9 protein-coding genes are annotated in these 13,109 nt (G+C 72.0%); 2 read left to right on the forward strand and 7 right to left on the reverse strand.

The features are described from left to right. Positions 1-72: 72 nt before the first annotated feature. Positions 73-1,443 (reverse strand): ABC transporter substrate-binding protein, encoded by a 1,371-nt coding sequence (locus ACLQ2R_RS20810; RefSeq protein ID WP_425961758.1) that lies wholly within the window; start codon positions 1,441-1,443, stop codon positions 73-75. Next, complete coding sequence (locus ACLQ2R_RS20815) at positions 1,440-3,416, reverse strand: glycoside hydrolase family 127 protein (RefSeq protein ID WP_425961759.1); 1,977 nt, start codon at positions 3,414-3,416, stop codon at positions 1,440-1,442. Before ACLQ2R_RS20815 ends, ACLQ2R_RS20810 begins: the two co-directional genes overlap by 4 nt. A gap of 343 nt (positions 3,417-3,759) precedes the next feature. Between ACLQ2R_RS20815 and ACLQ2R_RS20820 the strand changes: the two genes are divergently transcribed. Then, positions 3,760-5,154, forward strand: coding sequence for a glycoside hydrolase family 43 protein (locus ACLQ2R_RS20820; RefSeq protein WP_425961760.1), 1,395 nt, complete (start codon positions 3,760-3,762; stop codon positions 5,152-5,154). A gap of 213 nt (positions 5,155-5,367) precedes the next feature. Continuing rightward, a complete protein-coding gene (locus ACLQ2R_RS20825) occupies positions 5,368-7,284 on the forward strand; it encodes an Ig domain-containing protein (protein WP_425961761.1) in 1,917 nt (638 codons plus the stop codon). Positions 7,285-7,375: 91 nt separating this feature from the next. Here the strand turns inward: ACLQ2R_RS20825 and ACLQ2R_RS20830 are convergent, their stop codons facing one another. The 5 genes from ACLQ2R_RS20830 to ACLQ2R_RS20850 all read right to left on the reverse strand — a co-directional run bounded on the left by ACLQ2R_RS20830 (position 7,376) and on the right by ACLQ2R_RS20850 (position 13,054). After that, complete coding sequence (locus ACLQ2R_RS20830; protein ID WP_425961763.1) at positions 7,376-7,927, reverse strand: hypothetical protein; 552 nt, start codon at positions 7,925-7,927, stop codon at positions 7,376-7,378. Positions 7,928-8,235: 308 nt separating this feature from the next. Then, positions 8,236-9,831 carry an acyl-CoA synthetase gene (locus ACLQ2R_RS20835; protein WP_425961764.1) on the reverse strand — a complete coding sequence of 532 codons (1,596 nt, stop codon included), beginning with the start codon at positions 9,829-9,831 and terminating at the stop codon, positions 8,236-8,238. 18 nt (positions 9,832-9,849) lie between these two features. Next, a complete protein-coding gene (locus ACLQ2R_RS20840; protein WP_425961766.1) occupies positions 9,850-11,007 on the reverse strand; it encodes a thiolase domain-containing protein in 1,158 nt (385 codons plus the stop codon). Between the two features lie 145 nt (positions 11,008-11,152). Then, positions 11,153-12,172 carry a thiolase domain-containing protein gene (locus ACLQ2R_RS20845; RefSeq protein WP_425961768.1) on the reverse strand — a complete coding sequence of 340 codons (1,020 nt, stop codon included), beginning with the start codon at positions 12,170-12,172 and terminating at the stop codon, positions 11,153-11,155. After that, entirely contained in the window at positions 12,173-13,054 is an 882-nt protein-coding gene (locus tag ACLQ2R_RS20850; RefSeq protein WP_425961999.1) for a Zn-ribbon domain-containing OB-fold protein, read from the reverse strand. Positions 13,055-13,109 lie beyond the last annotated feature (55 nt).

Here is a 13,109-nt window from a genome sequence, read left to right on the forward strand (position 1 = left end):
CCGGGCTGAGCGGACGTGCCGGGCTGAACGAGTGGGTCGGGCTGGGCGGGCATGTCGGGCTGGGCGGGCATCTCACAGTCCCTGGGTGTGGTGCCGGCCGCGCAGCCTGGCCGTGATCTTCGGCGCGGCCTCCCTGAGGATCTCCGCCGCCGGGCGTTTGCCGCTCTCGATCTCCTGCAGTGCCGGGGTGAGCACGTCGGAGCCGATGACGGTCATGTCCTTGATCTGGTTGCCGAAGGCCGGCACGCCGTGGTCGCGGGCGTAGTCGACGACCGCGGTGCGGAACTCCGGCGGGTGGGAGTCGTTCTTGATCCAGGAGTCGACGGCCGCCTGGTCCTCGTAGTACCTGCGCTCCTGGGGCATCCACAGGCCCCGCGCGTACAGGTCGACGTAGCGGGGGTCGATGTGGAAGGCGAACAGCTCGACCGCCTCCTCCACGTGCTTCGTGCCGGCGAACACGGCGGAGGCCCCGGCGACCTGCGCGGTGGTGTACGGCCGCTCGTACACCGGCAGCACGCCGATGCCGTAGTCCACCTTGCTCTCGTTCATGTCGAGCAGGCTCCAGTGCCCGTCGACGACCATCGCCACCCGCTTGGTCTTCAGCAGGATGCTCGTGCCGGGCACGTCGTCGCCGGTGGCCGCGAGCTGCCCCGGGCCGGGGGAGACGCGGTGCTTGTAGATCAGGTCCTGGAGGTTCTGGAAGACCTCGATCGCCTCGGGGCGGTCGAGCAGGCAGGTGCGGCCGGTCTCGTCGGCGAAGTCCCCGCCGTTGCTGCGCAGGAACCCGTACCAGGCGGCGGGGTAGGTCAGGCTGCAGGAGAACCCGAACCGCCTGATCCGCCGGGGGTCGAACCCGGACTCGTCGGGGTGTTTCCCGTTCTGGTCCACGGTCAGTCTGTAGGCGTTCTCGACCAGCCGGTCCCAGGTCCAGGCGCTCGCCGCCAGGGCCGGGGGCGTCTCGACCCCGGCCTCCGCGATCGCCGATCTGCTGTACCAGAGCAGTTCGATCTCGTTGGCGGTCGCGACGCCGTGCAGCGTGTCCTGCCCGGACCACAGGTAGGCGTCGGAGAGATAGCCCGCGAGCTGGGGGTACTTCGTCAGGTACGGGAAGAGGTTGAGCAGTTTCCCCTGCTCGCCGAGGCGGAACGACATCGCCATCGGCACGTAGCCGACGTCGGGCATCCGGTTCCCCGCGACCAGGGTGTTGAGCTTCACGTCGTACTCGTCGGGGGTGAACAGCGCGGAGACCTTCACGCCGGGCTTCTTCTTCTCGAACTCCCTGAGCATCGAGGCGACGGCCTTCTGCTCGAACGCCGAGCCCCAGTACATGAACTGCAGCGACGCCCTTCCCGCCCTCCCGTCCCCGCCGCCCGCGCCGCAGGCCGCGGCGGCGGTGCCGAGGGCGGCCAGGCCGCCCATCCTGAACAGGTCCCGTCGTCTCATGGTGTACGTCCTTGCGCGAGGGGGATCCAGACCCGCATGGCGCCGCCGTCCCGGTTGTCCCACTGGTGGTAGGGGATCGCCGTGGCGGTCGTTCTCGTGCCGGTCGAAAGGTCGGTGGAGGGGTCGGTGTGAAGGCCGGCCGGGGTCGTGAAGTACGGCAGGCCGGCGGCCGGCGCGGGCGGGAGGCGCACGGCGTCCGCCTCGATCAGCACGGTCCTGCCGACCCCGGCCAGGTCGGGCCGGTCGGGCCTGTCGACGACGCGCAGCGCCGTGCCCGGCTCCAGCGCCAGGTCCTCGACGTCGGTGTCCTGGTCGGCCTGCTCGAAGCAGTAGACGAGCGGCCCCCGCTCCACGGCCACGCACCCGCGCAGCGCGTCGATCCTGCGGTGCGGGTGGACCAGCCGGGGGGACATGTCCAGGTCCAGGGTGAAGGTGTCGCCCGGCCGCCACGCCCGCCGGATGGCGGCGTAGCCGTCCGGGCCGGGGGTCAGGTCGCCCGCCGCGCTCCACGCGGGGATCCGCAGCCGCAGCGTCCGGGCGGTGCCGGGTGCCTCGCGGACGGTGAAGACGACCCGGCCGTCCCAGGGGTAGCCGGTCTCGACGGCCAGGGTGATCGCGCCGGCGCGGATCAGGCCGGGCACGTACTGGTGGACCGACAGCCCGTCGTCGTCGGCCGTGGCCACGTAGTGGCCCAGCGAGGAGACCAGCCGCATGATGTTCGGCGGGCAGCAGGCGCACGCGAACCACTCCCGGCGCCTGCCCAGGTAGGCGTCCTCGACGAGGTCGGTCCTGCGCTGCAGCGGGTTGACGTAGAAGAACCGGGTGCCGTCGGCGGAGGTGGAGGCGGCGAAGGCGTTGTACAGCGTGCGTTCGATCAGGTCGGTGTAGCGGCCCTGCCCGGTGGCGAGGAACAGCCGCCAGCTCCAGTGGATGCTCGCGACGGCCGCGCAGCTCTCGTTGTAGGCGCGGTCCGGCGGCAGCTCGTAGCGTTCGCCGAACGCCTCGCCGTCGTGCCGCGAGCCGTGCCCGCCGGTGATCGAGGTCTTGGTGGCCACCATGTCCTCCCAGCGGCGCACCGAGGACTCCAGCAGCGACGCGTCGCCCGTCTCGACGGCGACGTCGACGACACCGGCGTCGAGGTAGAGCTGCCGCACGGCGTGGCCGACCGGGGTGCCGGCCTCCCGTACGGGCAGGTGGTCCTGCGCGTAGAGCGGCCCGGTGCCGACGTCGGCGATCAGCCCCTTGCCCCGGCCGTCGACCAGCCGGGAGGCGAGCTCCAGGTAGGGCCGGTGGCCGGTGAGGCGGTACAGCTCGACCAGGGCCGTCTCGACCTCGGCGTGCCCGTCGATGCCGCCGTGGCCGCCGGTCAGGAAGACGTCCACGAGGTGGTCGGCCAGGCGGCGCGCCACGGCGAGCAGCTCCCCGCCCGGCTCCTGGTCCCCCGGCTCCTCGCCACCCGGCCCCGGGGTGCCCGCACCCTCGCCGCAGCCGGTCCTGACGGCGGCCACCGCGGCCTGGAAGAGGTGCCCGGCGCAGTACATCTCGTGGCTGTACTCCAGCTCGGCGAAGACCCTGTCCGGCTTCACCGTCTGGTAGTGCGAGTTGAGGTAGCCGTCCGCGCGCTGCGCCCTGGCCAGCAGGGCGGCGGACTCGGCGACGAACGCCCGGTAGGACCCGGCCGGTTCGCGGCCGTGCTCCCAGGCGACGGCCTCCAGCAGCTTGTACAGGTCCGAGTCCTGGAAGCGGTAGCCCCGGTACGGCCCCTCCCCCTCCCCCGCGGCCCATCTCAGGTTGGACAGGACGCCGGAGCTCTCCATCCTCTCCCGGCCGAGCGCGATGCCGGCCTCGCGGTTGATCCGCTGCCACCGCCCGAAGGGTCCTCCGCCGATCTCGACGTCGCCGACGCCGAGCGGCCTCCGCGCGCCCGCCGGGGGGACCACCGGACCGCGGATCTGATCACGAAAGTCAGCCATCGCACTCCCGGAAAAATCAGGAATAGGTTTTCCTCAGGGACCGTAAGATGTCACACACCACCCGTCAAGACCTGCCCGTCCCGGCCCTGTATGTACACGTCACTGAAAACCTTTTCAGCACCCTTGTACCGCGTCTAGCTGCGGTTACTTTCCAGTGGCATCGGCGCAGCGGAAAGTGGCCCTTGACGGGGTATCGGTTTTCGCCAACACTCGGCTCAACCAAAAGTAAGCGTCGCGCGACACGCGCCTCACCTCTCTCCCCGGCACGTGCTGTTAGCGCTAACAGTCCCCTCGCTCAGCCCCCGCTCGGATCTCCGCTCAGACCCCCCAGGAGCGTTCACCCATGAGACGACGCTGGTCGGCGATCATCGCCGCGGCCCTCGGGCTCTCCCTCGTCATGACCGCCGGCGGTTCCGCCGGCGCCGCCGCGCCCATCACCACCTCCATCTACACCGCCGACCCCGCCGCGCTGGTCGTCGGGGACAACCTGTACCTCTACACCGGGCACGACGAGGCGCCGGTCGGCGGGACCAACTTCGTCATGCGCGACTGGCACGTCTACAGCTCGAACGACGCGACCACCTTCAGCGACCAGGGCGCCAAGCTGTCGCTGTCGAACTTCTCCTGGGCCGGCGGCGACGCGTGGGCCGGCGAGGTCGAGCGCGGCGCCAACGGCAAGTACTACTGGTACGTGTCGATCAACGGCAACGGCCCCGGCTGGATGAACATCGGCGTCGCGGTCGGCGACAGCCCGACCGGCCCGTTCACCGACGCCAAGGGCGGGCCGCTCATCAGCGACTCCACCCCCAACTCCTCCCCGCTCAACATCGACCCCACCGTCTTCACCGACGACGACGGCCAGGTCTACATGTACTGGGGCTCCTACTACGGGCTGCGCGCCGCCCGGCTCAACGCCGACATGACCTCGATCAACGGATCGGTCGTCACCCCGTCCGGCGTGAGCAACTTCTGGGAGGCCCCCTGGATGTTCAAGCGCAACGGCGTCTACTACCTGGCCTACGCCGCCAACGACTCCGGCTGCTCGGCCCCCGGCTACGCCTGCATCCGCTACGCCACCGCCTCCGGCCCCATGGGCCCCTGGACCCACCGCGGCGTCGTGCTCGACCAGGTCACCTCCACCACGAACCACCCGGCGATCATCGAGTACAAGGGCCAGTGGTACATGGTGTACCACAACGCCGGGGCCCCCGGCGGCGGCAACTTCCGCAGGTCGGTCACCCTGGACAAGCTGTACTTCAACGCCGACGGCACCATGCAGAAGGTCGTCCAGACCACCGGCCCCACCGGTCCGGCAAACCTCGCCGTCAACGCCACGCCGTCCACCTCCTACGTCTCCCCCTGGGAGACGCTGGGTGCCGTCAACGACGGCTACACCCCGGCCGGTTCGGCCGACCGCAGCCGCGGCGCCTACGGCAACTGGGACCACCAGGGCACCGAGTGGATCGAGTACCGCTGGCCCACCGCCCAGAACGTCAGATCGGTCAAGACCTACTGGTTCGACGACAACCAGGGCATCGACCTGCCGGCCTCCTGCCAGGTGCAGTACTGGAACGGCAGCGCCTACGTGAACGTGCCGGGCCAGTCGTCCTGCGGGACCGCGGCCAACACCTTCAACACGACCACGTTCAACCAGGTCAGCACCACCCGGCTGCGGATGAGCATCACCTCCAGGCCCGCCCTCTCCACGGGCGTCCTGGAGTGGCAGGTCTTCTCCTAGACCGCGTCACCCGCGTCACCGCGTCACCGCGTCACCCGCGGCCGCCCCTCGTCGTCCCTCGCCGCCGCCCCGCGCCGCCCTTCGCCGCGCCCCCGCCGGACCCCGGCCCGCCCCGCGCGGGCCGGGACCCCGGCGCCACCCCCCGGCCAAGGGCCGTCGCCGCCGCGGCGAGGGACCGTCATTCCCGGCACCGAAGAATTGAGGTCGTATGTTATGAAACGCCTGTTCGTCTCTCTCCTGCTCCTCGCATCCGCCCTGGTCGCCGTGCCCACGCCCGCCGCGCACGCCGCCCCCACCGCCATGGTCGTCGACATGTTCGGCAGGACGATCAACGACCACGGGGTCCAGCTCGTCGACTGGCAGGGATACCTGGCCAACCCCTACGTCGAGCTCACCGTCCGCCCGCCGGAGGGCGTGACCTACCCCGTCACCGTCGACCTCAAGGCCGAGGGCACCTCGCGCCTGATGATGGACCTGCCCAGCCAGCTCACCGCCACCGGCGCCACCAAGCGGCTGACGTTCGCGAACGCCTCGGAGCAGAAGGTCTTCCGGCTGGCCATCCACTCCAAGCGGGCCCCCGGCCAGGACGAGCTGTACACGCTCCGGCTCACCACCACCGACGCCGGCAGGCAGGTGTACACCCAGTCCATGCCGATCAGGGTGCAGCAGGACGAGAAGACCGCGCTGCAGCCCACCGTCCCCCTCACCTTCGACTACCGCTACGACAACATCACCGGGTACTTCTCGCAGCCGGCCTTCCGCACCGCCGCCGAGGAGGCGGTGAAGGACTGGTTCCGCTTCTTCGACATGGCGCCGTTCGACACGGTCGCGGCCGGGGCGGAGACCAACCACCTGCCCGGCAACGAGTGGCAGAACATGATCAACGTCACCAACGACCGGGCCTACAACGGCATGTACGTGTTCTTCCGCGGCATCCAGAGCCCGTACTCCACCGGCTACCCCGCGCGCAACGGCAAGTACCTCACCCGGCAGGGGCAGCAGCTCCCCGGCCCGCTGCACCGTTCGACCGCGATGATCTTCGAGTACGACGAGGCGGGCAAGCAGCTCTTCACCTCGCTGGCCGACGAGGACTGGTACAAGACGGAGATCCAGGGCTCGGTGCTGGACGTCCACGGCCTGGTCATGCACGAGTACGGCCACGCCGTCGCCTACCACAGCGACTGGGCCGGCATGCGCGCCTACGAGCAGTCCGGGGGCGCCAACGACCAGGACGTCATCGCCTACCAGGGCCGCGCCGTCCCGCTGGAGTCCGGCTACCACATCCCCGGCACCCAGCCGTACTGGGACCGGCTCAGCGGGCAGAGCGGCGGCTGGACGCACATGTTCCCCACCCGCCGCTGGATGCTGACCAAGCTCGCCCTGCTCGTGGCCGAGAACGCCGGGTGGCGGATCAACCGCAACCTCACCCCGTTCCTGCCGCCGTCGATCGTCACCACCGCCCTGCCCCGGCCCGTCGCCGGCCAGGCCTACCAGCAGACGCTGGCCGCCAAGGGCGGCGTGCCCTTCTACGACTGGAGGATCACCGGCGGGAGCCTGCCCCCGGGGCTCACCCTGAACCGTTTCACCGGCGCCATCACCGGGACCACGACCTCGACGGCCCCGGCGACCTTCACCGTGCAGCTGCGCGACTACGACCGGCAGAGCACCCCGGTGACCAGGACCTTCACCCTCGGAGCGGGCGCGGAGCAGAACCTGGCCCCGGCCGCGACCCCGTCGGCCTCCTACACCTCCTCCTGGGAGAGCGTGGCCGCGATCAACGACGGCGTCGTCCCGCCCTCCTCCAACGACACCGTCAACCCGCGCTGGGGCACCTGGCCCGAGACCGGCACGCAGTGGGCCGAGCTCACCTGGTCGTCGGCGCAGACGCTGAGGTCGGCGGAGGTCTACTTCTTCGACGACGGCCAGGGCATCGACCTGCCGGCGTCGTGGAAACTGCAGTACTGGAACGGCAGCGCCTACGTCGACGTGCCGAGCCCGAGCGGCTACGCCGTGAACGCCGACGCGTTCAACCGGGTCACCTTCGGCCAGGTGAGCACCACCCGGCTCCGGGTCGTGCTGAACGGTGATCCCGACGCGGTCGGGCTGCTGGAGGTGAGGGCCTTCGGCTGACCGGCGGCCGGATCGGACGAGGCGAGCCGATCCGGCCTTCCTCCGGCCCGGATGAGGCGGGCCGGAGGACGCGGGCCGGGGACGGCGCGGATCAGGGGAGCACGGCTTCCCAGCGAGCGATCAGCGTCCTGTCCCCGGCCCGCACCGTCACGTCGTCCCCGGGGCCGCCCAGGGCCGCCCGCACCGCCTTCGCCTGCTCTCCCCCGTACTCCCGGACGCCGTGGTTCCCGGACGTGATCGGCACGGGGACGTCCCCGGGCCAGGCCGCCCGGCGGCCGGCCGGGGTGTTCGGGTCCTCGTACATGGTCACCGTGATCGGCCCGCTGCGGTCGGGGGTGCCGGTGGAGCGGATCCGGCCGGTCAGCGCGGCGAGGCGGTCGATCGCGGCGACGATGCCGGCGTCCTCCGCCAGCGGTGACCCCTCCAGCCGGGTCTCGTGGGACTTCCCGGAGGCGTCCACGACGGTGACGACGGCGAAGGGCTGGTCGGTGGCGCCCCCGGTGCGGTCGAGGGTGCCCTCCCGCCCGGTCAGGGCGGCGGCGAGCCCGGCCCGCAGCTCGCGCAGTTCGGCCTCCGGCAGCGGGACGGCGACCAGCTCCCCCTCCCGCAGCGCCATGGCCCGGCCGTCGGAGGTGACGCTCATCGCGTCACCCCCGTCGCACGTCATCCCGAGGCATCTGTGGAAGCGCACCACCACCCCGGACGACGGACTTCCCGGACTCGCCGGGGTTCCCGGGGTCGCGGTGGTCCCGGCGGGCGTGGAAGGCTCGACGGTCGCGCCGCTCACGGTATCCCCGGCGCTCCCGGAGCACCCCGTCAGCAGAAGCAGTACGGCGGCCAGCAGTAGTCGGATCACATCCTCGGAACGGATCGGGCGCCCGCACGGTTCACGCGCCCGATCCGATCATCCGGCCCCCGCCCCGAGCCTCCCGGCCGCCCCGCCGCGCGGGGTCAGGCCGGGGCCGACTCGGCGGCCTCGGCGGTCTCCCTGGCCCAGCGGTAGTCGGCCTTGCCCGCGGGGGAGCGGACCATCTGCTCGACGAAGACGAACGTCCGGGGCACCTTGTAGCCGGAGATCTTCTCCCGGCAGTGGGCCCGGAGCTCCTCGGCCGTCGGGGCCGTACCGGGACGCGGTTCGATCACCGCCGCCACCCGGCTGCCCCACCGCTCGTCCGGGATGCCGGTCACCACCGCGTCGAAGACCTCCGGGTGCCCCTTGAGGACCGCCTCGACCTCCTCGGGGAAGACCTTCTCCGCGCCGGTGTTGATGCAGGCCGCCCCCCGGCCGAAGATCGCGATGGTGCCGTCCTTCTCGACCTTGGCCAGGTCGCCGGTGAGCAGCCAGCGCGTGCCGTGCCGGTCGGTCACGAAGGTGCGGGCCGTCTTGACCTCGTCCCTGTAGTAGCCGGACGCGATGCGGCCGGTCCTGGCGACGACGCCCAGCTCGTCCGAGCCCGGCACGACCGGCTCCAGCGACCCGTCGAGCACGGCCAGGTTCGCGTTGGGGTTGGCCTGGTAGCGCAGCCCGGACTCCGGGGAGGAGCCGGGGACCGCCGAGGCGGTGTAGCCGGACTCGGTGGAGCCGAAGCTGTCGATGATCATCCGGCCGGGGAGGAGTTCCTCCAGGCGGGCGCGTACCGAGCCGGTGAGGATCGCACCGGTGGAGCTGAGCACGAACAGCGACGACAGGTCGTAGGCGCCGGTCGCGATCTCGTCGGCCAGCGGGCGGGCCATGGCGTCGCCGGTCATGTTGACCGTCAGGACCTTCTCCCGCTCGATCGTCCGCAGCACCTCCGCCGCGTCGAACTTCCGCACGTACACCATGGTGCCGCCCATCCACCAGGTGATGAACGTGGCCATCTGGGCGGCGCCGTGCATCAGGGGCGCGGCGGCCATCATCGTCATCGATCCGGCGGCGACGGCCGCGTCGATCACCTCCCGCGGTGTGGCGCGCGGCTCGCCGTAGGGGTTGCCGCCGCCGAAGGCGAAGAACAGGTCCTCGCACCGCCACATCACGCCCTTGGGCATGCCGGTGGTGCCGCCGGTGTAGATGATGTAGAGGTCGTCGCCGGAACGCGCCGGGAAGCCGCGCGTCTCCGGCTGATCCGCCAGCGCCTCCTCGTAGCGCACGGCGCCCTCGATCGTGGCGGGCCCGCCCACCGCGACCAGGTGCTCCAGGGCGGGCACCTCCGGCACCACGGCCGCCACCCGGTCCTGGAACTCCACGTCGTACAGCAGCGCCACGATGTCGGAGTCGCGGTAGAGGTAGAGCAGCTCGGCCTCGACGTAGCGGTAGTTGACGTTGACCGGCACGGCCCGGAGCTTGAGCGCCGCCAGCACCGCCGTGACGTACTCGGCGCCGTTGTACAGGTGCACGCCCACGTGCTGCCCGGCGCGGACGCCGCGGTCCTCGAGGAAGTGCGCGAGCCGGTTGGCGTGCGCGTCCAGCTCGGCGTAGGTCAGGCGGTCGTCGCCGCAGACGACCGCCACGCGATCCCCGATCGCGTCGGCGAGTCCTTCGAACATGTCCGCGTGGTTGAACTCCATCGCGCCCCTCCTGGGGGATCAGGGTCTGTCGCTGCCGACCATCCACATCGCGAAGAACTGCGCGCCGCCCCCGTAGGCGTGCCCGAGGGCCCGCCGGGCGCCGTCCACCTGGTGCTCCCCCGCCATCCCCCGGACCTGGAGCGCGGCCTCGGCGAACCGGATCAGCCCCGAGGCGCCGATCGGGTTGCTCGACAGCACGCCGCCCGAGGGGTTCCACGGGATGTCCCCGTCCAGGGCGGTGGCCCCGGACTCGGTGAGCTTCCAGCCCTCCCCCTCGGGGGCGAAGCCGAGGTTCTCCAGCCACATCGGCTCGTACCAGGAGAAGGGCACGTACACCTCCGCGACGTCGATCTCCCGGCGCGGGTCGGTGATCCCGGCCTGCCGGTAGACGTCGGCCGCGCAGTCCTTGCCGCCCTGCGGGTTCACGGTGTCGCGGCCCGCGCGGAAGATCGGCTCGGAGCGCATCGCGGTGCCCAGCACCCAGGCGGGGGTGCTGCCGGTGAGCTTGTCCGCCGCCGACAGCACCATCGCGCAGGCCCCGTCGGAGGACGGGCAGGTGTCGAGGTAGCGGATCGGCTCCCAGAGCATCGGGGTCGACTCGACCATTCTCAGGTCGATCCCGGGGATCCTCAGGTGCGCGTACGGGTTCCTCAGCGCGTTGAGCCGGTCCTTGACGGCCACCAGGTGGCCGACGTGCCCGGGGGCGCCGGAGCGGCGGATGTACTCGCGGATGTGCGGGGCGAAGTAGCCGCCCGCGCCGACGACCAGCGAGGCGCTGAACGGCAGGTGCGTCGACAGGGCCCAGGTCGCGTTGGACTCCGACTGCTTCTCGAACGCCACCACCAGCACCCGGTCGTGCACGCCGCCCTGGATCAGCGAGGCCCCGACGAGGGCGGTGGAGCCGCCGACCGAGCCCGCGGTGTGCACCCGCATCATCGGCTTGCCCGCGGCGCCCAGCGCGTCGGCCAGGTACGCCTCGGGCATCATCACGCCCTCGAACAGGTCGGGCGCCTTGCCGATGACGACCGCGTCGATGTCCTTCCAGGTCAGGTCCGCGTCCTCCAGCGCGCGCTGAGCGGCCTCGCGGACCAGTCCGGCGATGGAGACGTCGTGCCGCTTGGTCGTGTAGCGGGTCTGGCCGACGCCGATGACGGCGCAGGGGTCACCACTGCTCATGGTCGCTCACCGTTCCTCGTTCGCTTCCCCCGCCGCCCTGACCTCCCGAGCCGCCCTGACCTCCCGAGCCACCCAGGACGCCCAGGGCACCCGGACCGCCCGGACCGCGTCGCCCCTGCCTCACCGGCTCCACCGGACGCATCGGCTACGCCTCCATCACGGCGACGAGGTTCTGCTGCAGGCAGGGACCGGCCGTGGCGTGCCCGACGACGCGGCCGGCGCTGCCGTCCAGGATGCGCCCGGCCGCCTCGCCGAGCCTGATCAGGCCGGTGGCCATGACCGGGTTGGCGGCCAGCGGGCCGCCGCTCGGGTTGATCCGGGTGCCCTCGGGCAGCTCCAGCGCCCGGCGCAGCACGACCTCCTCGTGGCTGAACTGCGCGTGCAGCTCGGCCACGTCGACGCCGCCCTTGCCGACCCCCGCGGCCCGTGCCGCGCTGGCCGCCGAGACCGACCGGGCCAGGTCGCGCATGCCCAGGTAGTGCGGCTCGATCCGGTGCGCGATCCCGGTGATCCAGGCGGGCCGCTCGGCGAGCTCCCTGGCCGCGTCCCCCGCCGCCAGCACCACCGCGGCGGCGCCGTCGGTGATCGGCGCGATGTCGTACGGCCGCAGCGGCTCGACCTCGAACCCCTCCCCCGCCGGGTCCGGCAGGTCCAGGGCGCGCGGGTTGGCCCGGCCGTCGGCGCGGCTGCGACGCACGATCTCGTCCAGCTCGGCCCGGTCGGCCCCCACCGCCGACGCCTGCAGCGCCGCGAAGGAGACCTGGTCCAGGCCGAGCGGGGCCAGGTAGTACGGGTCGAGCTGGAGCGTCATGATCTCCCGCAGGTCGCCCTGGGAGGACTTGCCGAAGCCGTAGACCAGGGCCGTGTCGATGTCGCCGTGCTGGAGCCTGACCCACGCCTCGTACAGGGCCCAGGCCGCGTCCATCTCGACGTGGCTCTCGGAGATCGGCGGCCAGGCGCCGAGCGCGTCCAGCGCGGAGACGAAGGAGAACGGCGCTCCCGCCAGGTAGTCGCACGACCCCGAGCAGGTGAAGCCGAACGTGCGCAGCCCGGTGGCGGCCCTGACCTCCTCCAGCGGCGGCAGGATCAGCTCGGACTCGCCCTGCCCCTCGTCGACGGCGCTGTGCCGGGTCTGCGCGAACGCCACGATCGCTATGTCGCGCATCTACAGCTCCACGTCCGGCTCGCCCGTGGGGGTGAACCACGTGATGTTCGACATGGACATCGTCCGTTCCTCCTCGGGCACCCACACGGCCCGCACGCGCATGCCCTGGCGCACCTCGTGCGCCGGGACCCCGCCGACCAGCGCGATCATCGGGATGTCGGTGCCGTCCAGCTGGATGTACGCCGAGACGAACGGCACCTCGGGCGCGCGCGGGTCGGGCAGGTTGTTGATGGCGAAGGTGGTGATCGTGCCGGTGTCGGGCACCACCCTCTCCTCGGTGATCGCGACGCCGCACTCGGGGCAGGAGAGCCGGTAGGGCACGTAGACCTTCCCGCAGGTGCCGCACCGGCAGCCGATGAGCACGCCCTGGGCGACGCCCTCCAGGAAGCGGGTCAGCGCCCGGCCCGGGGTGAGGGTGTACTCGACGCGGACCTCGGAGACGATCCGGGTGACCTCGGGGACGAAGCTCTCGATGTCGGTGATGTGACCGGTGCGCCCGGCCCGCCAGCGGGGGCGGACCCGCAGCCCCGGGCGCATCGCCTTGACGTCGCCCGCGTCGACCGCGTGCACCAGCGCGGTGTCGGCGCCGTCCAGCCGGATCAGCGCCCAGGCGAACGGCCGGTCCAGCGGGTGTCCCCCGCGCGGGGTGCTCACCCACGCCCAGCTCTCCACGGTTCCGGCGGGGCCGACCTCGACGTACTCGCCGGTGACCGGCTCGCCGGTGTCGGGGTCGTACTCCAGCGGGGGCACCAGCGTCCGCCCGGCGGCGGTGCGGACCCCGACGAGGCGCCCGTCGCGCAGCTCGGTCAGGAAGCGCCCGATCACCGGCCCGGTGGTGCGGGTGTAGCCGCCGGGGAACTCCAGCACGTGCGTCGCCCGCAGCGCGCCGCCGTCCCGGCCGCCGTCCCCGCCGTCGCCGGGATGCCCGGCGGTCTCG

It is taken from the genome of Streptosporangium sp. DT93 (genome assembly GCF_049844535.1).
GTDB lineage: Bacteria > Actinomycetota > Actinomycetes > Streptosporangiales > Streptosporangiaceae > Streptosporangium.